This is a genomic window from Shewanella canadensis, assembly GCF_003966225.1.
Lineage (GTDB): Bacteria > Pseudomonadota > Gammaproteobacteria > Enterobacterales > Shewanellaceae > Shewanella > Shewanella canadensis.
Genome location: NZ_RXNU01000001.1, coordinates 491,900 through 514,005 on the forward strand (window position 1 = coordinate 491,900; position 22,106 = coordinate 514,005).

Here is a 22,106-nt window from a genome sequence, read left to right on the forward strand (position 1 = left end):
CGCTAATCACTTTTTGTAGTCATTTTGGGTTTCTTAAGTTATTGGAGTTACATGTTGTTTAAGTTGGTTTCCTCATGATTGATATTAACGTTCCTCAAGATACTTGGCTAAAATGGCAAGCGTCAATTGACCTTATTACCCGCATCTCAAACTGCGTGGGCGTATTGAGAGTCGTGGATGCTGAGGATCAACTATGTGCGAAAATTAGTGCTGGGCTAAAAGCTGAAGACTCCGGATCTTTTGAGGCCATCAATGTTAAGGATACCAGTGAAAGGGTCTCTATTGCCTTGCTATGGCCATCGAAAGCCATCTTTGGTGAGCTCTCTTTCTACTTCATCGAACAAACCGATAAAGCCGAGGGACTGACGGACTGTTTAGCACAAACCAAGCAACTTGCACGTCTTACTGCGGATAATATCGAGCTCCATCTGGCTGAGCTTTATCGTCAGTATCGTAGCCAAGAATCTCAGATTAGAGGCCGTGTCTCTAACGGGGACCAAATTGATTTACAGCTCTTTATTGATAGCCTGAAAGAACATGTTTGGATGAAAGATACTGATGGACGTTACGTCATTTTCAACCGAAGTGTCGAAAAATCATGGGGGAAAACCCGTGAAGAGATCATCAACAAGACAGATGAAGAGTTATTTGTTGCCGATTTAGCCGAAGAGTTTATTCAAGCCGATACGGAAGCCATTAATAAGGGCGAGCAGATCACGGCTGGCGAGTGTGAGGGACAACATGCCGAGATCGATAGATACTGGTTGGAGACATCAAAAGTTCCTGTAGTGACAGATGATGGTTGCCTTAAAGGGGTCATAGGACTCTCCAGAAATATCTCTCAACATAAGGCAATACAAGAACAGTTAGAGCTTTCCGGACGGGTATTTGAAAACTCTGTCGAAGGGGTGATGATCACCGACCGGGATGGCAAGATCATAGAAACTTATGGGGCTTTCTCTGAAATTACCGGGTATTCGAGGGAAGAGGTGTTAGGTAAAAATCCCAGCATGTTCAGCTCCGGTCGACATGATAAAGCCTTCTATGATGACCTGTGGACAGGTTTGTTGCACAAGGGGAGATGGCACGGTGAGATCTGGAATCGACGCAAGAATGGCGCCATCTTTCCGCAGTTGGTTACCCTTAGCTCGATGCTTGGTGATGATGGGTTGGTGCGATATTTCGTTGCCGTGTTTACGGATATTTCGGCGCAGAAGAAAAATGAAGAGCAGCTGGCCCACCTTGCTTACCATGACCCTTTGACCAACCTACCGAACAGGATGACATTGACTGCCCAGATTGAGCAGGAGCTCCGTCATGCTCATCATCAAGGCTCTCAGTTGGCTATTGTGTTTATCGATGTGGACCTGTTTAAGCAGATCAATGATAGTTTCGGTCATCTTATGGGTGATGAGATCTTGGTGGAACTGGCTAACAGGTTAACGGCTAAAAAAGGCGCCGAGGATACACTGGCGCGTATTGGCGGCGATGAATTTGTCGTGTTGTTTCCAGGGGGCGGAGGCAGTGAAGAGCTCACTTTAGCCCTGAGTAAGTTAAGGGAAGCGTTCGAACAGCCTTTTTCTGTCGGGGAGAACGATCAGGTCAGGTTGACCGCCAGTATGGGCGTCTCTGTTTACCCTCATGATGGTAAGGACGGTTATACCCTGTTAAGAAATGCGGATGCGGCTAAACACAGGGCTAAGCAGGACAGTCGTAACAGTTATGCTTTTTATACCGAGTCTCTGACCTTGGAGTCACGAGAGCACCTTAAGCTGCAAAGTGCACTGCATATGGCTCTGGAGGAGGGTAACTTCCATCTGGTTTACCAGCCGAAACTTAACTTCAACAGTCTTAAAACTGTGGGTTTCGAGGCCTTGCTCAGGTGGGAGGATCCTGTCTTAGGCGTTATCTCTCCTGGGATATTTATTCCCGTCGCTGAGAAGATAGGCCTGATTAATTCGATTGGCAGTTGGGTATTGAGAGAGGCATGCCTGCAAGGTGTTAAGTGGAATGAGCAGGGCAAAATATTTGGTCGTATTGCGGTGAATATCGCCGGTCAACAGATAAAGCGGAGCTCATTTGTCGAAGAGGTCAAACAGATCCTGAATGAGACAGGCTTTCCTGCTCAGTCGTTGGAGCTTGAGGTTACCGAGAGCTTTATGATGTCGGATCCCGAAGTGGCTATTCGCGATCTCAGGGTGTTAGGGGAGCTAGGCGTTGAGCTCTCTGTCGATGATTTTGGCACCGGCTACTCGTCACTTAATTATCTGAAAAAGCTGCCTATTCATAAGTTAAAAATCGATCAGTCTTTTGTCAGGGACATTCCTTCTGACGCTAATAACACCGCCATTGCTAAGGCTGTGATTGCCTTGGGTCATGCGTTGAATTTACAAGTTATTGCGGAGGGAGTTGAAACTGAGGAACAAGCCGATTTTTTACGTGAAAGCGGCTGTGATGAAGTGCAGGGATACCTCTATAGTAGACCGCAGCTCCCCACAGAACTACTTAACTTCTTACTCTGATTGACGTTCCTCAGTTATCCCGCTCGGCAGAAACTCGTCTCGGCTTAAGCCGGTATCTGTGCGCCTGAATTGAGCGGGAGCGTCGATCTAATCATTAACTCACCGGATACCCGATGGGTCCTCAAGTTGAATGACCTCGCCGGATCGCATCCTATCGAGATGAACATTGCCAATTCTGACTCTGACTAACCTCAGAGTTGGAAAACCTGCCGCCGCAGTCATCTTTCTTATCTGACGATTTTTCCCTTCGCTTATCGTGATCGATACCCAGCTCATCGGTCCATGTTTAGGGTCACGGGGTTTACGTCCATTAGACGGTAATTCAGGTTCATTTTTCAGTTTAAACGCCTTGCAGGGCAGGGTATGGTATTTTTCGCCTTTGATGCCTATCTCGACCCCTGTTTGCAGCTTAAGTATGGCGGCGTCATCGATGTCACCATCGACCTGCACATAATATTCTTTCGCTACTTTTTTACTGCGAACTTGGTGGCTGACCATGCCATCGGTAGTCAGTAACAGTAGCCCTTCAGAGTCATGATCGAGTCTGCCAATTGCCATTGTGCCGGCAGGGAACAGGGCCAGTTCGGCGAGCAGCTTTTTACTCTTTCTTCTTTCCGGGACAAATTGACTCAGGTAGCCATAGGGCTTGAAAATTTTATAGTGGTGATGTGGTTGAGACGCATCCCTTATCGATACACATTTAGTATTGAACTCATCGGAGGTATCGTTATTCGTTTGCAGTTGTGGTATCGGTTTATCTTCAGGCATCTCTGGTTTAGTCATCTGTTTAGAGCTTCACACAGTATAACCTGAACAGAGAATAGGAGGGGAGCCGCGAGCGGATTAAAACTGAGGGGGGAATCTCTAAATAGTCTGTTACCACCTTGGATTAAGGGGCTGTCACTCGTTTATAATTACTAATGACAGCGTTGTCATTTTTGGTTATAGTAATGTTATCAAGTATTGGTTATGTATCTAACTGGGTGTGGGTGGTTCTGAAATTATGCAAATCGTCATTTTAAAAGATAGTGCCGAAGTCGCTGCTTATGGAGCTAATATCTTCATTAAGCAATTACAAAAGAAGGCGAATTCTGTTTTAGGTTTGGCGACAGGATCTACCCCGGTCTCATTATATCGAGGTCTGATCGAGGCGTGTGATGCTAAGCTGATCTCTTTTAAGGATGTGACCAGCTTTAATCTCGATGAATATCTGGGGCTGAAGGGGACACACCCACAAAGTTATCGTTATTTCATGAATGAACAGTTGTTTAATCATATCGATATCATTAAGGCACAAACTTATGTTCCGCCTGGAGATGCCGAGAATCCACTCGAAGCCTGTGTGGGTTATGAGGAGAAGATAAAAGCCGCCGGTGGTATCGATATTCAGCTGCTGGGCATTGGTCGTAACGGTCACATAGGTTTCAATGAGCCCTCATCAGGCTTAATGTCACGTACTCGTGTAAAGACATTGACCAAGGCCACTATCGAAGATAATGCCCGATTCTTTCGTGATGATGAATATCAGCCCCACCTGTCGATTACTATGGGGATTGGTACCATCTTAGATGCTAAGAAGGTGGTGTTATTGGCAACGGGTGAGAATAAAGCCGATGCCATTTTGGCTACAGTGGAAGGACCGTTGATGGCCGCATGCCCCGCCTCTGCGCTGCAACTGCACACCGACGCCGTTTTGGTGATAGATGAGGCCGCAGCATCTAAACTGTCAGACCGTGATTTTTATAAGCACATCGAAAATGAAAATCAGAAGCTGATGGCTAAACTCCCCTAGTCAATTACAAGTTTCGCCTGGGACATCTGGGCTGTTTTCATAACTTATCTGATTTTTTCCGCATTGTTTGGCCTGATAGAGTTGCTGATCGGCAAGTGAAATCAGTTGCTCTAGGGTGAAGTGAGCCGGACTTCCGTGGGCCAGTCCTATACTCGCGGTTACCTGAAGTTCGTTACTGTCAGCAATAAATGCATGCTTTGCAATGCTCTCACACAGGTGTTTAGAGATAGTCGAAGCTTCTCTGAGTCGAGTCTTGGGTAGCAATAAAATAAACTCCTCACCTCCCCAGCGAGCCGCGATATCTTGCTGCCTGAGACTCTTGTTCAATAGTGTTGCAAATTGAACAAGAACGTCATCGCCGACAGTATGACCATATGTGTCGTTGATGACCTTGAAGTAGTCAATGTCGATAATGATCATTGATACCCCAACTTTTGTCTTTTTTTGCTTCCAGAATATTGGGGTTATCTCATAGAAAGCCCGGCGATTATTGAGTCCCGTCAGAGGATCTGTCTTGGCCTGATGTTCGGCAATGATCTTCTCTCTTTCTGTGGCGCGAAATTTGACAGCCAGCGCCAATGCCAATAACACTATGTCGATGAGAATGCCGATTTCGGCAGCGCGATAGGTCACATCGGTAAATGGAATGAATCCCCAAACCGCCATGCCTGTGACAGCGGCACCTGTCATCGAAGATGTAGATGCCAGTAAAAATACCTTAGCGCTGGGATTGCCGGCCTTAAGTGCCAGAAGACCAAGCAGTATCATCATAAATGAGAATAGAAGCATAAAGTCGAAGGCAAAAAAGAGCCCAAGAACCTGATCGCCGGCGATGAAGGCCATAAGCAGCAGTAGAGGGAACAGGATGCAGATAAGCTTGGTGAGTTTATAGGTGCCAGGCAGGAAGGATTTTACCCGTAAAAAGCGTAACGCAAACAGCAGGCCTGTCACATTGAAGAGCATCATCAATACCGGATTTGCCCATTGCTGCCATTGTGGAAACTCAGGCCATAGCCACTGATAACCATGGCCTGTATAGGACAAGTTCATCAATAGAAATCCAAACAAAAACATCGAGTATAAGAGGTAGCTGATGCTTCTCATCCCGATAAATAACAATATGTTGTAAATAAGCAGGCAGAGTACTGCACCATAGAGGAAGCCATAGCTATAACTTTGGAATTGGGATCGTTCTAGTGCTGTATCCAGATTTGAAAAGTATATTGGCAAGACCATAGGATCAGGTGATTCGATACGAATTAATACCGTCGTTTCCCCCGGTGTGAAGTCATGATCGAAGCTGAAATACCTGTCGTTTAAATTGCGCTTGGTAAAAGAACTTCTATCTCCAGAATATTGAGTTACCACCTGTCTGAATGCGGTCGTTCGTGTCGGAATATAGTGAATGTCTACACTATCTAGCCAAGATGTTGCTATCTGGATTCGCCTATTAACCGGGGAGGTTAGCGGATTTTGAACATTAAAAGCCAACCAGATAGGTTTAGAGCCAATACCGAAGCTGAGCACGCTTGAATGAGAGGCTGTAAAATCCCCTTGTAAATAGGCTGCTAGGGCCGAGTTAACAGAGAGCGGCTGCTGCTCTTGAAGAAAGAGGAGCTCTTTACCTATCGGCTGTTTAAATACGTTTGAGGTATCTAAAGGTGCAGCGAGTACAGGCAATAGGAATGATAATATTGCTAAGAGTGTGGATACTAGGGCGAGAGTAACACGCTGCATAGTTGAAGCCAGTGCAAACCTTAGGTTAGAACTTTTGCTCATTAGTGTTAACACTAAAGCGGTGGCGGTAAAATGTACAGACTTACTCGCTGAAAATTGCTGTGGTTTTATTTGCTGGTTTTTTACTCTCCTTGAGTTATGGTAAACAGAGAATATCAATACAAGGAAGAGAGATGATTGAGGTTGAAGCACATTTTCCTCTAACAGATTTTATTGAGTACAGCGAAGAGGAGATGCTCGCTAGGGCTAAGAGCCATTACAATGAAGTTAAAAGGCGTCACTCTATCAGGCAGTTTTCTGATAAAGCAGTTAGCAGAGAGCTTATCGAACAATGCATTCAAACTGCCGCAACCGCACCTAGCGGTGCCAACCACCAACCCTGGCACTTTGTCGCGATAAGCTCACCCGAAGTTAAGTCACAGATCCGCCATGAAGCCGAGGCGTTGGAGCGCTCTTTTTACGAAGGCAGAGCGGGTGAAGAGTGGCTGGAGGCGTTGAAACCTTTGGGGACCGATGCCAATAAATCATATCTAGAGCGTGCGCCCTGGCTTATCGCCGTATTTTCTCAAAAGCGTGGCGGGATTGAAAATAATGCCAGCAAGACTAACTATTATGTTCATGAGTCTGTAGGCATCGCTACAGGCTTTCTTCTGCAAGCCTTACATCATGCGGGTCTTGGCACCTTAACTCACACGCCTAAACCTATGTCTTTTTTGAGTAAGGTCTGTGGGCGAGACAATGATGTCGATCGCCCCTATATGCTGATTGTTGTCGGATACCCGGATGAAGGGGCGACAATTCCGGCTCACTCTACCCAGAAAAAATCGCTTGATGAGATCACCAGCTTTCTTTAGTCGTTAACATGACTTATTGAGGAAATATGAATAAGAGTAATATGTTGAGTGAGCTCCCCACAGACCTTTCTCTTGAAGTGTTCGAGCAGATCGGCGGCAATGACAAGGTCTTAATCGAGCGGATTGTCTCTAATGCCCATGTGACTCCTGAGGGGCAATGGTACGATCAAGATAGAAGTGAGTGGGTGATGGTGTTGAAGGGGGAAGCCAAGCTGCAGTTTGAGCATGGTGAGCTTATACACCTGCGAACAGGGGATTATGTCGATATTGAGGCACATAGAAAACATAGGGTGAGCTGGACCAGTGAAGAGACTGAAACTGTATGGTTAGCAGTACATTACTGAATGTTTTTTGCTCACTTTGTTCATCTGCGCTTAATGATAGATTGTGATTTTATATTAGCTAATCCCAATTGAGCCCCATTTTTTGCTATAATATCTCACCAAAATTTTCGCGTTACCTTTTGAGTGATTTTTATGAGCAAAGCTGCCATCTTTACCCCCGATGATATCTCGCATATATCGAACCGATTAGAACTGCTTGCCCCGGCTAAAAATGCCGAATTTGGTATGGAAGCGATTCTTCATGGTGCCGATGCGGTCTATATCGGTGGCCCTGATTTTGGCGCTCGTGCTAGCGCGGGTAATAGTGTGGAAGATATTTCCCGGCTCTGTAGCTTTGCCCATAAATACTATGCTCAGGTGTTTGTTACGCTTAATACCATCTTGATGGATGATGAGCTGGCCGATGCTGAAAAGTTGATCTGGCAGCTCTATGAAGCTGGCGCCGATGCCCTCATCGTACAGGATATGGGCGTATTACAGCTCGACCTTCCTCCCATCGCGTTGCATGCAAGTACTCAGATGGATAACCGCACCGCCGAAAAAGCGGTTTTTCTTGAGCAGGTTGGTTTCTCACAGGTCGTACTCGCTCGCGAACTGGGATTGAGTCAGATACGCGAAGTGGCCGCTCATACTAAGATGCAACTCGAGTTCTTCATTCATGGTGCCCTGTGTGTGGCTTACAGTGGTCTGTGTAACCTAAGCCATGCATTCAGTAATCGCAGTGCTAACCGAGGTGAATGTTCACAGATGTGTCGTCTTCCGGGCGAACTTAAGACCCGTCAGGGCGAAGTACTTGCCGAAAATGAGCATCTGTTATCGCTAAAAGATAATAATCAGACCGATAATCTCGAAGCCTTGATCGATGCCGGCGTGCGCTCGTTTAAAATTGAAGGCCGACTCAAAGATATCAACTATGTGAAAAATGTGACAGCCCATTACAGGCAAGAGCTGGACAAGATCATCGCGCGCCGTCCGGAATTGAAAGCTTCATCACATGGTCGCAGTGTGCATAACTTCACTCCAAATCCGGAGAAAACCTTTAACCGTGGTCGCACCGATTACTTTGTTCATGAGCGTAGTCAGGGGGTCAGTGATTTTCGTTCACCGAAATTTATCGGTGAAGAGGTCGCAACGGTTAAGGCCTTAGGCAAAGATTACATCGAGGTTAACTCCACCCACAGTTTTAATAATGGTGATGGCTTATGTTACTTCCCTGCCAACTATGCCAGTGCCAAGCAGTCCGATGATAAGCTGAAAGGCTTGCGGTTGAATCGCGCCGAAGGTCTTAAACTGCATGTATTGGCGGTGCCAGGCGATCTTGAAGTGGGTATGACTATCTATCGTAACCGAGATCAGGCTTTCGAGGCGGTGTTGGCCAAAGAGTCATCGAAGCGTTCTATTGAGGTCGATATCAAGCTGACAGACACCACAGATGGCATCAAGATGGCGATGACAGATATCTATGGTCATCAGGGCGTGGTGACTCTGGCTTTAGATAAACAGGCTGCAAATGAACCAGAAAGCGCTAGGGCAAAGCTGCGTAAACAGTTAGGAAAACTTGGCAGTACCGATTTTGTTGCCCGTGAGATCAGTATCGAGACTGAGCAAGTTTGGTTTGCGCCAGCCTCCGTGATTAACGGTCTTCGTCGTGATGCGGTCACGGCGCTCGAGCAAGCCCGAGTCGATGATTATCAACGACCACTGCCCTGGAAACATAATCAAGACGCCATGTATCCGACTAAGCATCTTAGTTATCTGGCTAATGTGGCCAACCAAAAGTCGAAAGACTTCTATCTGCAGCATGGTGTGATTGAGATTGAAGATACCTATGAGAAGAACGGTATCACCGAAGAGGTCCCATTGATGGTGACTAAACATTGCCTGCGCTTCAACTTCAATCTCTGTCCTAAAGAGGTGCCGGGGATAAAGGCAGATCCTATGGTACTTGAGATAGGTAAAGATGTATTAAAGCTGGTTTTCGACTGCCCTAAGTGTGAAATGATGGTGGTTGGCGCCAACCGTCAGGTGAAGAGCGACGGCAGAGGCTAGGTTTGTCGAACGTAACGCAACTTATGGTGATTCTTTGAGTGTCCCATAGGTTGCAGTTGCTTCATTTTTTATTCAACTATCTCTTTTCTTTGTAATTCTGTTCCTCGTTTAAAATTTCTTAATTTCCCTTTAGGCACCCTTTTAATTGTCACTCCTTTCGATTCTGTTAACCCTAACGGAATATGCTATCTTGAGACTTATCTATAGATGGGCACTTATGCTAATCGGTATAAGGACCAAGCACTTTTTAAGGAAGAAAGATGGGATTATTAGATTCGCTGATGGGCAATGCATCTGAAGTTAATTTAGAGGAGTTAGCCGAAGAGTTAAATCCAATTTTGGGTGATAATGAGCAGCTACACCTGGCCTATAAAGTCATACGGGACATGTTTGTTTTTACCAATAAGCGACTCATCTTAATCGATAAGCAGGGGATGACAGGCAAGAAAGTCAGCTATCACTCTATTCCCTATAAGGCTATCACCCATTTCGAAGTTGAAACTGCGGGCCGATTCGATATGGACTCTGAGCTTAAGTTATGGATCTCGGGTCAAAAAGATCCTTTGGTTAAAGAGCTTAAGAAGGGCACCGATGTGGTCGGTATTCAGAAGACGATCGCAAACTTCTCGCTTTAGTTTATTCTTGCTACGAGCTACGAGCTACGAGCTACGAGCTACGAGCTACGAGCCAGGAGTTACCAGCAGCTCCCGGCTCGTTCTTAACTTGGCTTTTGCCGCTGCGGTTAAGTGCGGCTCTGCCAGTTCCAGCTGGGTTTGCTTAAAATATCCTGACCGACTATCTCCGTCTGCCCCAGTTGCTTATCCAGTTCAATCAGATTGCAGTGTTCGAATGTATTGAGGGCGTTGATCAAGCTATTGGCGTGAGAGACAACCCATAGTTGACACAGTTGTGATGCTTTGGCTATCAGACGAGATAGAGCTGGTAGCAGATCCGGGTGCAAACTGGTTTCGGGTTCATTAAGTACCATAAGCTCGGGTGGTCTGGGCGTTAATAGGGCTGCGACGAGCAGCAGGTATCTGAGTGTCCCGTCGGAAAGCTCAGCCGCATTGAGCGGACGTAACAGCCCCTCTTGGTAAAATCTCACGCTTAGCATGCCGTTAGATTCATATTCGATATGCACTTTGGCCCCGGGGAAGGCATCGCTATCGCTGCGGAAGTGATCGTAGAAACGCCATGCTCTGATGTTATCTCTTAGCCTAATGACTTCAGGTGTTCTTTCGGGATCGGCAAGCTCGGTGAAGATGCTATCTCTGTGTTGGTGTTGTCAGGGTTGATACGCCTATATTGACAAAAATATTTTGAAAGTGTTCGAGGTATTAGCGTCTTTATCTTTGAGTATGGTTCTCTATAATTGTTACTAATTCGAACCATCAAATGGAATAAATCATGAGTATATTAACTGTCGTAGCCCATATCGAAGCGAAACAAGGTCAAGTGGAACTGGTGAGATCAGAACTGCTGAAACTGATTGAGCCTACACGTAAGGAGCTGGGCTGCCTGCAATACGACCTGCATCAAGATAACGAACGCCCTGAACTCTTTGTGTTTTATGAAGGTTGGGAAAGCAAGGCACTATTGCAGACTCACCTTGCTAGTGGACATATCGAGGCATACCTGAAAGCTGTTGAGGGGGCGGTAGCAAGCTTTGTGATCAGTGAGATGACGAAAATAGGCTAACTGTTGATCGTTATTCGCTTTCTAGGCTGCGGTTTTGATCGCCTTAGCCAAGGCGAACAATCCATTAGTGCGTGACGGGCTAAGTTGGCCCGTTAATCCTAGCTGGTCAAAGTAGCCTTCTATATCAAAAGTGGCTATCTCTTCTGAGCTTTTACCATGACAAGCGGCCAACAGCAGAGCAACCAATCCTTTTATGATACGGGCATCGCTGTCGGCCAGAAAATAATGTTTGCCTTCTATTACGGTGTGGTAGAGCCAGGCATTACTCTCGCATCCTCTGACCTGAGCCTGTTCTACACGAAACTCCTCGCCTAGCTTAGGCAGAGTTTTACCAAGCAGCATTATTTGACGATAGCGTTCTTGCCAATTATTGGCGTTCTCAAACGACAGCATTATCTCACTGCTATCGAGTTTAAGTGCTAAAAATACCTCTGTGGCGGGCTGTGCTGTTTGACTCATACTTGACCTGAATACTGTTAAATAAATCTATGTAATGGATAACTTGCTAGAACCTAGAACCTAGAACCTAGAACCTAGAACCTAGAACCTAGAACCTAGAACCTAGAACCTAGAACCTAGAACCTAGAACCTAGAACCTAGAACCTAGAACCTGAAATTTAATTATAACAGCATCTCTTTTACCGATGTGAGTGCGGTGATAAAGTTGTCTATATCATCCTTACTGGTATAGACACCGACCGAGGCTCGACAGCAGCCTTTGATCTGCAGACTCTGCATCAACGGCATGGCGCAATGGTGGCCGCAGCGCACGGCGACGCCCTGTTGATCTAATAATATCCCTACGTCCTGATGATGTTCCCCTGCCAGATTAAATGCCACAGCACCGATATTATCCCGATGAGCACCATATAGGGTGATGTCGCCTAACTGCTCGAGTTGTGATTGTAAGTAACAGATTAACTCACTTTCCTGCCTGGCTGTTTGAACGCTCGGCAGTTCATCGATAAAGGCAATGGCTTCGCCCAGGCCTATCACTTCGGCGATCGGCGGTGTTCCCGCTTCCAGTCTGTTTGGCAGAATATTGAACTCGGTTGCCTCAAAGCTGACGGTTTTGATCATCTCACCGCCGGTTATCAGGGGGGCAAGGGTATCTAATATGTCATAACGGCCATAAAGTACGCCAAGCCCGGTCGGGCCATACATTTTATGGGCGGAGAATACGTAGAAATCACAATCGATACTTCTGACATCGACAGCCAGATGAGCAATCGCCTGCGCGCCGTCGACTAGAGTGAGCGCGCCGGCTTGTTTAGCGCGAGCTATCAGGGAGTGAACCGGGTTGAGGGTGCCCAAGGCGTTAGAGACATGGCTCAGCGCGACAATCGCGGGCTTGTCTCGCAGCAGGGCATCATAGGCGGTTTCATCTAAACGGCAATCTTCAGTCAGAGGAATGGGCTTGATAATTGCGCCGGTGCGTTGAGCCAACTGCTGCCATGGGACGATATTGGCGTGATGAGCCGCGGTATCGATCAGAATAAGATCGCCCTTTTTAATCTGAGCCGTTAATCCATAGGCCACCATATTAATCGCTTCGGTGGTGCCATGGGTGAAGATTATCTCTTCCCGGCGCTCAGCATTGATGAAGCGAGTCAGTGTGTCACGTACCGCTTCATATTGACTCGTGGCTCTGGACGACAGCTGATGAGCGGCTCTGTGAACGTTCGCGTTATCTTTCTCATAATATTGAACCATGGCATCCAGGACTCGTTTAGGCTTCTGGCTGGTGGCCGCCGTGTCCAGGTAGCACAGTGGGTACCCCTCTAAGGTCTGCTCGAGAGTCGGAAATTGAGCGCGCAGTTGGGTAAAGTCCATGGTTTAATCCGCTGGTTCATAACAAAAATAAAAGGCGTTGTGATCTTCGGAGATCTCAACGCCTATTGCAAGTGCCTTTTATGCTTGGTTTACGGCGAGTTCTTCGTCGCTTTCTATCTTGTCATCCTGATGATATTTCTGAAGCCGCTTTTGACTCTGCTTACCGCTTAAAGCTTATAACTGTCTTTACTCTTACTTTTTAAGGGCAAGGTAGTCTGTATATCTGAGCCAGCTCATCCAGACGAATAAGCAACTCGGGTGAGATACTGGTATTGATGCTGTCGATATTCTCTTTTAACTGTTCAAGACTCGTTGCGCCTATGATATTGGAGGCCACAAATTTGCGTGAGTTAACGAACGCCAGAGCCATCTGCGCTGGGCTCATATGGAACTCTCTAGCCAACTCGACATAAGCCTTGGTCGCTTCGAGTGCCATCTGGCTGCCGGTATAACGAGCAAAGCGTTTAAACAGGGTCAGTCTGGCACCTTCTGGCCATTGGTCATCGAGGTATTTACCGCTGAGTGCTCCGAATGCCAGAGGTGAGTAAGCTAATAATGGCACCTCTTCACGATGGCTTATCTCTGCCATGCCCACTTCAAAACTGCGATTAAGCAAGTTATAGGGGTTTTGGACACTAATGACACGAGGGAGGTCGTGCTTTTCTGCTAGTTGCAGGTACTTCATCAGACCCCAGGGAGTTTCATTGGATACGCCTATGTAACGGATTTTTCCTGATTTTACTAAGTCGGCCAATGCTTCAAGCGTGTCTATGATGGGGGTTTGTTTCTCATTATCATCGATCTGCTGATAAGAGAGTTCGCCGAAAAAGTTGGTGTTTCTGTCTGGCCAGTGGATCTGGTACAGATCTATGGTGTCGATTTGAAGTCGTTCCAGTGAGGCATCGACCGCTTCATGAATATTGCGCCAGTCCAGGGCCATATTCGGTCGAATATAGTCACTCTTACCACCGGGGGCCGAAACTTTAGTGGCAATGACTAGGTCGTTACGATTACCAGTTTTTTTTAGGTAATTACCTAATATTCGCTCGGTCTCTCCCTGAGTTTCAGCCTTGGGAGGGACCGGATACATCTCTGCCGTGTCGATAAAGTTGATCCCTTCACCTATGGCATAATCGAGTTGGGAAAAAGCTTCCTGTTGGGTATTCTGCTCACCCCAAGTCATGGTACCTAAGCAGAGCTCACTTACCTCAAGGCTGGAATGTGGGATACGTCTATATTCCATAAAAACTCCACTCTAATTTTGGCGCAAATTGCGCAACGAGAATCATTTGAGGCTAACAAGGTTTTGGGGGAAAGACTAGATATATCAGATGGCGGCTGCGACGATGTGATGGCGCAGCCTGTATGATGGCTCCGCATATTCGACGGCTCCGCCTGTTTTTTTAAAGCAATCTTACCCAATAGCCCAAAGGGCGTCGTCTTAGATTCTACAGCGAAGCGTCGATTAGCCCGAAGGGCATCGTCTTAGTTTATATCTTAGCATCTCAGTTTTTCGTTAACTTCAATAACATCGGCATTTCACAGGCGTCATGGCCGGTATTGCCGAGGTGAGACTGCAGATGTTCGAAGCCAATTGATTCATACAACTTAACGGCTTCTTTAAGGCAAGCAGTGGTCTCTAAGTAACAGGAGTGATAACCGCGTTCACGAGCGAAGTTGATCGCCTGATAGGCGAGGCGTCTCGCTAACCCTTTACCGCGAAGTTGGTGTGAAAAATACATCTTCTGAAGCTCGCAAACTCCATCTTCGAAGGCGGTCTTTGACTCAGACTCTGATTTTAAGCCATCACTTTCAACAGGGTTCGATTTAGAGTGTATTGGTGCAATCCCTCCGCCTCCCTGTATTACCCCATCCTCCTCTATTACCCAGTAGCAGGCGTTATCGGATTGATATTCCTGGCTGAGGGAATCCAGGCTAGGATCTGAGACACCATAGCCTTTGTCAGCAGTGAGGCCATATTCGGCTGAGACTTCACGAATGATCTGAGCCATAGCTTCATCATCTTTTGGCTTTATCTCGCGGATGGTCAATCCCTGTTGAGCTTGAGAGCGGCAAATCGCTTTATGATAGACCGTTATTGCACTCTCTATCTGTTTTGTCTCTTCGGCTGAAAGTTGCGATAGGATCTGTTCGAAAACAATGTTTTGCTGCAGATCCAGCTTGTGAAGCAACTTCTTTCCCTGGGGGGTCAGGTGGGCGAGTAAACTTCTGCTGTCTTTGGGGTTGCTCTTAGTTTGCGCAAGCCCTTTTTCCACCAAGTTTGTGATGGCTCGACTGGCATTAGATTTATCAATGTTGAGTATTTGAGCGAGTTGTTTTATTGGGATTGCCTGATGCCTGAGCTCAATCAACGCGTGAGCCTGAACCGGAGAGAGTGGCAGATCGCCACACGCCGAATTGAGCATTCCCAATTGTCTGACTAAGTGTCTGGATAATGTTCTCAGGCCTGAACCCTGTACCTGCTCAGCCTTGTCTTTGCTAAAAATATCATTTTTGCTATTTAACACAGCTCCCCAACCCTTTTAATTAGTTGCGACTAACATCTAAATGTCTAACCTAGAGGGTAATGAGAAAGAATGCAAGTGATTTGCGAATCAGATTTTGCACTTGTGAGCGGTCTTGGTGAATATCATATAGCGATGAGCTAAATAACTTCAGTCTAAACACTCTATGTCTAAACTAGGGAGTTACCGGTATAAATGCAAGTCATTACTGAAATGCTTTAGTCTTGATATAGCTCAGGATTTAATAGAGGAGCCATGGCAAGAATGAGTGCCTGAGTGTAGATACTTTCACGGGTTGCGTGCCCTTTAGTCAATAGTCCTATTGCCCCGCCTTGCTGCTTAATATTTTTGGTATTAAACAGTCTATCCATGACATCGCCAAGTTCTTCACCTGCGGCTAATGAGCGGTAGACGCATGAGGGGAGTGGCAACAGTGCGCTGCGACCGACGGAAACTTGATTCGCTGTGGCAACAACAATATAGGCAAACGTTGCCGGGCCATGTTCAAAGTTATCGACTCCACCTTCCATCGCAACAAACAGCTCCGCCGAGTGATCGTTTGAATTGACTAATGATTGGCAGTAGGTGACCCGGTTGATTGCACCCTGTCGGGTTTCCACCTCGGTCATTGGCTGGTCCGGAACCATGGAGGGAGCGTGAATACCTATGCACTCAATATCTGTTTCCGGAAAGATCTGACAAATGGCCACTTTGGCAGCATTGATCTTTACCGGATTGGTCGAACCAACCAGTACTCTTATTTTCTTCAGATTGGCGATCTCTTGCATGCTTATCTCTTTCCTATTTGTTGATTATCGTATCTGACTCGAGTGAGCGATAACTAAAACATGGGGTTAGCTCTTCTTTGAAAAATATACTACTCCCCGTCACTAAAAGTGTCACTAAAAGCCATATCTGCTAGTTGAACTTTTTGTATGAAAACTTGTTTTAGAGGGTATCGCTAGCCCTGTCTATTTTTATAGCGAAAATGACTGTGATTTATCTCAAGCTTCACGGTTTGATTGCGGGGTTACATCTCGAATTACTCCGTTTCTGAGATATCGCTCGTAACTCGGGGTTAAATCTCTGATTCCAGAATATCATCGATAGGTAATGCATGTGATTCCAATGTTAAGTCCAGGTTCAACCAGGTTGCTCAAGTGGATGTAATATGAAAATTTAGCACATCATAAATTAGACATTGATCCCAATATCAGCTTGTTCTGAAATTTGATTACAAAACCCGGTTCTAGATCAATTTTTCAGGACTCCATATCTATATTCTGAGCCCGAAATTTGCTCTTACTTCGAAGTGAGCGATTCATCTCGAAGTTACTGTTTATACCAAGAACACCAAAGGTGTCATTAGCACCTCAAAGGTAATATTTATGCAAGAAGAAGCGATTAATACCCAAGTACAAGAAGCTGGCCGTCAGGGTTGGACACGTCAGGATACAACTTGGATGTTGAGTCTATTTGGCACCGCAGTAGGTGCAGGTATTCTTTTCCTACCCATTAATGCCGGTATGGGAGGCTTTTGGCCGCTGGTCATGATGGCGGTCATCATCGGTCCTATGACCTATCTGGCTCACCGTGGTTTGTCTCGATTTGTCTGTTCTTCACAGAGGGAGAACAGCGACATCACTCACGTAGTTGAAGAGTATTTTGGCGTAGGGGCTGGTAAGGCGATAACCTTACTCTACTTCTTTGCTATCTTCCCAATCGTTTTGATCTATGGTGTTGGTATTACCAATACTATCGATAGTTTCATCGTTAACCAACTTGGAATGGCTTCACCTCCACGTTGGATATTATCGGGTGTGCTTATCTTGGGTATGATGTCGGTGATGGTTTCCGGCGAGAAGTTCATGTTGAAGGTGACCCAATTTCTGGTATACCCACTGGTTGCAATTTTGGCCTTTATGTCTTTCTACCTTATTCCTAGCTGGAAGATGGATGCACTGACACAGGTGCCTGCTGCCGGAGAGTTTTTAGGTACAGTTTGGCTAACTATTCCGGTACTCGTGTTTGCTTTTAACCATTCTCCAGCTATTTCACAGTTCTCTGTTTCTTTGAAGCGTGAGCACGGTAAGAATGCATCAGATAAAGCCGATGTGATTCTACGTAACACAACTATGATGTTGGTTGGTTTCGTGATGCTGTTCGTCTTCTCTTGTGTGCTTTCCCTAAGCCCCGAACAGCTTGCTGAGTCTAAAGAGCAGAACTTAGCGATTCTCTCTTATCTGGCAAACGTTCATGAGAGCGGCTTTGTGAGTTATTTTGGTCCTATCATTGCGACTATTGCCATTTTATCTTCTTTCTTCGGTCACTACATGGGCGCTGCCGAAGGTCTGAAAGGACTTATCACTAAGCAACTTGCCAGCAGTAAGAAAGAAGTATCTGGTAAGAAAGTGGATAAGTTTATTCTTGGCTTCATGTTCTTTACCATTTGGGGTGTTGCCATCATCAACCCAAGCATCCTAGGTATGATTGAAGCGTTAGGTGGTCCAATCATCGCCGCAATTCTTTACCTGATGCCAATGTATGCTGTTTACAAAGTGCCGGCACTGAAAGCTTACCGCGGTCGTATCAGTAACATCTTCGTTGTCATAGCAGGCCTGTTAGCCATGACGGCAATTCTATTCGGCATGTTGTCTTAATTTCTAAGTCATTCATCATGCTTGTTATAGGGTCAGTACTGTTTTAGTACTGACCCTTTCCTGCTTTTTTAGAGGTTGTTTATTATGTTTAGCGCATTTGATATTTTTAAGATAGGTGTGGGTCCATCGAGCTCACACACTGTCGGGCCGATGAAGGCCGCAAAAGAGTTTGTCGATGAGTTACGTCAACGTTCAGAGTTGAAACAGATCACTCGCGTGAGTGTCGATATCTATGGTTCGCTCTCCTTGACAGGCAAGGGGCACCATACCGATACCGCTATCTTAGTCGGCTTGGGAGGCAGTCTTCCCGAGAGTGTCGATATCGAGTCTATTCCAGAATATATTCGCCAGATTGAGCTGACTTCAACCTTACCTTTAGGTGAAGAAGGCTTCAATGTCGCATTTCCACAAGGTTCAGTCACATTCCATGAACATGCGCTTCCATTGCATGAAAATGGTATGTCACTGCACGCCTGGATTGGGGAGACCTGTGCATTTAGTAAGACTTATTATTCGACAGGTGGTGGCTTTATTGTCGATGAAGAGCATTTCGGACTGGCTGCGGCTAATGAAGTGCTCCTTCCTTACCCATTTGCCTATGCGTCTGACCTGCTTGAGGCCTGTAGGCGTGAAGGGCTCAGTATTAGTGCGTTGATGATGGAAAATGAGAAAGTTTTCCATAGCGAAGAAGCTATCTATGAAGGCTTTGGTGCCGTTTGGGATACCATGAAAGCAGGTATCGAAAGAGGGTGCCAGACTGAAGGCGTATTAGCGGGTCCCCTTAGGGTTCCTCGCCGTGCACCAGCACTTTACCGCCAGTTAGTCACAGGTGAGCGTCTCTCTGCTGATCCTATGGTTATTCTCGACTGGGTTAATATGTTTGCCCTTGCGGTCAGTGAAGAAAATGCCGCAGGTGGGCGTGTTGTGACCTCTCCAACCAATGGCGCTGCGGGTATCATTCCTGCGGTAATGGCGTATTACGATAAGTTTATTCAGCCTATGGGTAAGCAAGAGTATACGCGCTTCTATCTTGCCGCTTCTGCAGTCGGTTCGCTCTACAAGCGTAACGCTTCGATTTCCGGTGCCGAAGTGGGCTGCCAGGGTGAAGTTGGCGTTGCTTGTTCTATGGCTGCCGCTGGTTTGGCTGAGATCATGGGGGCGAACCCTTCTCAGGTGTGTATCGCGGCCGAGATCGGTATGGAGCACAACTTGGGTTTAACCTGTGATCCGGTAGCTGGTCAGGTGCAGGTACCTTGTATCGAGCGTAATGCGATAGCATCCGTTAAGGCTATTAACTCATCTCGCATGGCTATGCGCCGTAACAGTGAGCCCACAGTGAGCCTGGATAAGGTGATCGAAACCATGTATGAGACGGGGAAGGATATGCACGTTAAGTATCGTGAAACCAGTCAGGGTGGTTTAGCGATAAAGGTCACCAGCATCTGTGCTTAATCTTTTCTAGATGAGCATTGCCGATAAAGGCCATCTTTGATGGCCTTTATTATACCAATTGCATTAAGTACCTGACCATTCAGCGAGAGTTCAAAGCTCTGTAGGCAAGTAGGATGATTGAAGCTAATAGTTATTCTATATCGAAAGCATCCTGTGAAGCATAAAGGGCTTTGAAGCTCGCACTATGTGAGCCCCTCAGGCTTCCCACTTCTGCTTTGCATTGACTTAAAAGGGAATAACCATTTCCTCATCAATGCGCCTTGAATTGAAAACCCTGAGGGGCTCTGAATTGGTTAATTATTTAATGCAACTGGTATTATTGGTTATTCTTCCGATAGAAGTCGATTAGCTCAGCTTTCGCCATTGGCTTGGCGTAATAGAACCCCTGAATTAGGTTAACGCCTTTTTCGGCGAGATAGTCTACCTGGGTTTTGCTTTCTACCCCTTCGGCAATCATCTCCAAATTCGCTTTATGGCCGAAGGTGATAATCGCATCGAGCACGCTGCATTTAAGATCGTCGGTACCAATCGTATCGATAAACATCTTATCTATCTTTATGCTCTGCACTCCCAATCTCTGCAAGTAACTAAAGCCCCCATACCCTGTACCAAAATCATCGAGCTTTACCCCATGACAATAGTGAGAGACTAACTGGATTTCAGATTCGGCTTGTTTGAATTGCTTAATCTGCTCCCGCTCCGTTAACTCGAAACTCAGCCGTTTTATCAGCTCATGGTTGTGGCCTTTGAGCCAAGGAGAGAGTAAGCCTTGCTCCAGGTGCTTAGCGACGATATTAACGCTGACCCAGCCAGTAAACTCCGTCAGATCCTGATAGACCTGATCTAAAAGGGTATCGGTAATGGCAATAATCAGGTTGTTCTCCTCGGCATAAGGAATAAATTGCCCCGGAGGTATCAGACTCATGTCTTTCTGTCGCCACCTTATGAGTACCTCCTGCCCTACGACCTTATCCGTTTTACTGTTAATAATTGGCTGGTAGTAGGGGATAAATTCATTATTACTCAGTGCTGACATGATCATGCCTTTGAGAGAGGCTCTGGAGGAGCACCAACTCCAAAAAATAATATTTAACAAGATAGCTATGATGAAACTCGCGATATAGAGGTAGGCATCGACCTCCTCCTCGAGCTCTTGATAGAGTCTGTCACCCGCGTGCAAGGTGATGTTGTAGTCATTATTGGAGTACTGACTCCCCGTCGAGTAATGATGATTCTTCTGCAGTAACTCTTTTTCACCACGGATCATGGTAGGAAGCCCTGCGATTGAGTATTCGAGTTGATAACAATCGGCGCACTCTGAATCCAGATGATTATTGAGAACGCGGCTGTTGATCACTGTGAGTAACCTATGCCCCCCATGGGGTTGAACTAAAATGGTCTCTCTTCTCTGTGACAGGGGGCTAATCGTCGAGGCCAGGGTGATGTTATGTTTTGCGACAAAAATAGTGGGGCTCATATTCTGAATCACAGCAGGCCCAAAATTTGAACATTTTTCACCGTTGCTAAGTTCAAGTTGAATGACTCTGACATAGAGAGGAGTGAAGTCCCGGCTGCTGAGTATTGCCAGATCGTCAGCTCCACAGTCAAAATTGAGTTTTTTTATCAGCTTTTTGTCTCGCAGGTTTGTGGTTCCCAGCTGATTGATTTTAAAAAAAATGTGATCGAACAGATCTTCAACATGTGAATTAGCGCTGTAGTTTACGAAGGCTGACTCTGTCGGGAGCAAGATAGTAAAGGGAGCGATGAATAGCAATATGGATATCAGCCACTGATATCTTTTTACCTGTAGCAAAGATAGAGTCTGTTTTTTGAGTCGCTTTAAGTGTCGCATATTGCATTCTGACAAGGAATTCTGGCTGGGCATGATAGCCGATATTTATGATGTTGGTTAGTACTTATTAACACGAACATTTGTTAATCAAGTTCATGTTTTTAATGTGTTTAGTTTGTTTTATGTATGTCGGTTATCGAGAGTGTGAGGGGGGGTGGGAGGAAGCGTTGCGAAACAGATTTGAGTTCCCAGGTGACGGCACCTGGGCACAATTGCTTTTTTATTTCTCTTCGTACATCAGATAATAACTCTGTTCCATGCCCAAAGCCTGATAAGTCTGTTGAGCCTTGGTGTTTTCCTGTTCGACATAGAGTCTGAAACTCGCGGCTCCACCATTTTCCTCGGCAATATCTTTCACCGCCTGATAGAGTTTTCCGTATATCCCCTGACGACGATTTTCAGGACGAATGTAGACACTCTGGATCCAGTAGTAGTCCTTAGCTCTCCAATCACTCCATTCGAACGTGACCATGAGCGAACCGACGATCTCATTGTCTACTTCAGCGACCAGATAGAAACCTTTTTCGGGTTGACTAAGTAAGGTATTGACGCCTTTATTTAGTAAGTGACTATCTAAAGCAAGCTCTTCAGTTTCCATGGCCATGGCCTGATTAAACTGAATTAAAGCGCTAAGGTCTGACTGTTGGCCTTTTCTTATTTTCATTATCGACTCCATTTTTTTTCGAATACTCTACCATGTTCCATAACCGCCTGTTGAGCTTTTATGCTGGCTTGAATGTCAGAACATTTGGTCTTTTTTATTCGACTAAAGTCTAACTCTGCTAAAC

The 22,106-nt window shown here is 46.0% G+C and carries 18 protein-coding genes and 1 pseudogene; 9 read left to right on the plus strand and 10 right to left on the minus strand.

What is annotated here, in order from left to right:
- The first annotated feature begins 74 nt into the window (after positions 1-74).
- Positions 75-2,522, plus strand: coding sequence for a sensor domain-containing protein (locus tag EKG38_RS02150; protein WP_126518220.1), 2,448 nt, complete (start codon positions 75-77; stop codon positions 2,520-2,522).
- Between the two features lie 99 nt (positions 2,523-2,621).
- On the opposite strand, the gene EKG38_RS02155 is transcribed toward EKG38_RS02150, so the two are convergent.
- Entirely contained in the window at positions 2,622-3,305 is a 684-nt protein-coding gene (locus EKG38_RS02155; protein WP_246033054.1) for a pseudouridine synthase, read from the minus strand.
- A gap of 220 nt (positions 3,306-3,525) precedes the next feature.
- Here EKG38_RS02155 and nagB point away from each other — a divergent pair, with 220 nt between their 5' ends.
- On the plus strand, positions 3,526-4,314 hold the full coding sequence (gene nagB / locus EKG38_RS02160) for a glucosamine-6-phosphate deaminase (RefSeq protein WP_126518222.1): 789 nt from the start codon (positions 3,526-3,528) through the stop codon (positions 4,312-4,314).
- On the opposite strand, the gene EKG38_RS02165 is transcribed toward nagB, so the two are convergent.
- A complete protein-coding gene (locus EKG38_RS02165) occupies positions 4,315-6,093 on the minus strand; it encodes a sensor domain-containing diguanylate cyclase (protein WP_126518224.1) in 1,779 nt (592 codons plus the stop codon).
- Positions 6,094-6,224: 131 nt separating this feature from the next.
- On the opposite strand from EKG38_RS02165, the gene EKG38_RS02170 reads away from it, so the two are divergent.
- The 4 genes from EKG38_RS02170 (at position 6,225) to EKG38_RS02185 (ending at position 9,933) form a co-directional block, all read left to right on the plus strand.
- Positions 6,225-6,905: a nitroreductase family protein gene (locus EKG38_RS02170; protein WP_126518226.1), complete on the plus strand. Its 681-nt coding sequence runs from the start codon at positions 6,225-6,227 to the stop codon at positions 6,903-6,905.
- 26 nt (positions 6,906-6,931) lie between these two features.
- Positions 6,932-7,249 (plus strand): cupin domain-containing protein, encoded by a 318-nt coding sequence (locus tag EKG38_RS02175; RefSeq protein ID WP_126518228.1) that lies wholly within the window; start codon positions 6,932-6,934, stop codon positions 7,247-7,249.
- Positions 7,250-7,381: 132 nt separating this feature from the next.
- A complete protein-coding gene (locus EKG38_RS02180) occupies positions 7,382-9,298 on the plus strand; it encodes a peptidase U32 family protein (RefSeq protein ID WP_126518229.1) in 1,917 nt (638 codons plus the stop codon).
- A 260-nt stretch (positions 9,299-9,558) separates the two neighbouring features.
- Positions 9,559-9,933: a PH domain-containing protein gene (locus tag EKG38_RS02185; RefSeq protein ID WP_126518231.1), complete on the plus strand. Its 375-nt coding sequence runs from the start codon at positions 9,559-9,561 to the stop codon at positions 9,931-9,933.
- 107 nt (positions 9,934-10,040) lie between these two features.
- Here the strand turns inward: EKG38_RS02185 and EKG38_RS02190 are convergent.
- Positions 10,041-10,577, minus strand: a pseudogene (locus tag EKG38_RS02190) (AAA family ATPase); the annotation flags it as partial.
- 128 nt (positions 10,578-10,705) lie between these two features.
- Between EKG38_RS02190 and EKG38_RS02195 the strand changes: the two are divergent.
- Positions 10,706-10,996 carry a putative quinol monooxygenase gene (locus EKG38_RS02195; RefSeq protein WP_126518233.1) on the plus strand — a complete coding sequence of 97 codons (291 nt, stop codon included), beginning with the start codon at positions 10,706-10,708 and terminating at the stop codon, positions 10,994-10,996.
- A gap of 21 nt (positions 10,997-11,017) precedes the next feature.
- Here the strand turns inward: EKG38_RS02195 and EKG38_RS02200 are convergent, their stop codons facing one another.
- From EKG38_RS02200 to yjjX, 5 genes are all read right to left on the minus strand, one after another.
- On the minus strand, positions 11,018-11,455 hold the full coding sequence (locus tag EKG38_RS02200) for a SufE family protein (RefSeq protein ID WP_126518235.1): 438 nt from the start codon (positions 11,453-11,455) through the stop codon (positions 11,018-11,020).
- A 162-nt stretch (positions 11,456-11,617) separates the two neighbouring features.
- Positions 11,618-12,829, minus strand: a complete 1,212-nt coding sequence (locus EKG38_RS02205; RefSeq protein ID WP_126518236.1) for a cysteine desulfurase — start codon at positions 12,827-12,829, stop codon at positions 11,618-11,620.
- A gap of 199 nt (positions 12,830-13,028) precedes the next feature.
- Positions 13,029-14,072, minus strand: a complete 1,044-nt coding sequence (locus EKG38_RS02210) for an NADP(H)-dependent aldo-keto reductase (RefSeq protein ID WP_126518238.1) — start codon at positions 14,070-14,072, stop codon at positions 13,029-13,031.
- A gap of 262 nt (positions 14,073-14,334) precedes the next feature.
- On the minus strand, positions 14,335-15,357 hold the full coding sequence (locus EKG38_RS02215) for a bifunctional helix-turn-helix transcriptional regulator/GNAT family N-acetyltransferase (protein WP_246033056.1): 1,023 nt from the start codon (positions 15,355-15,357) through the stop codon (positions 14,335-14,337).
- Positions 15,358-15,572: 215 nt separating this feature from the next.
- Positions 15,573-16,142 carry an inosine/xanthosine triphosphatase gene (gene yjjX, locus EKG38_RS02220; protein ID WP_126518240.1) on the minus strand — a complete coding sequence of 190 codons (570 nt, stop codon included), beginning with the start codon at positions 16,140-16,142 and terminating at the stop codon, positions 15,573-15,575.
- A 600-nt stretch (positions 16,143-16,742) separates the two neighbouring features.
- On the opposite strand from yjjX, the gene EKG38_RS02225 reads away from it, so the two are divergent.
- Positions 16,743-18,014 (plus strand): aromatic amino acid transport family protein, encoded by a 1,272-nt coding sequence (locus EKG38_RS02225; protein ID WP_126518242.1) that lies wholly within the window; start codon positions 16,743-16,745, stop codon positions 18,012-18,014.
- An 84-nt stretch (positions 18,015-18,098) separates the two neighbouring features.
- Positions 18,099-19,466, plus strand: a complete 1,368-nt coding sequence (locus tag EKG38_RS02230; protein WP_126518244.1) for an L-serine ammonia-lyase — start codon at positions 18,099-18,101, stop codon at positions 19,464-19,466.
- A gap of 316 nt (positions 19,467-19,782) precedes the next feature.
- Here the strand turns inward: EKG38_RS02230 and EKG38_RS02235 are convergent, their stop codons facing one another.
- Positions 19,783-21,318: an EAL domain-containing protein gene (locus EKG38_RS02235; RefSeq protein ID WP_185826754.1), complete on the minus strand. Its 1,536-nt coding sequence runs from the start codon at positions 21,316-21,318 to the stop codon at positions 19,783-19,785.
- Positions 21,319-21,538: 220 nt separating this feature from the next.
- Positions 21,539-21,982 (minus strand): GNAT family N-acetyltransferase, encoded by a 444-nt coding sequence (locus tag EKG38_RS02240; RefSeq protein WP_126518248.1) that lies wholly within the window; start codon positions 21,980-21,982, stop codon positions 21,539-21,541.
- Positions 21,983-22,106 lie beyond the last annotated feature (124 nt).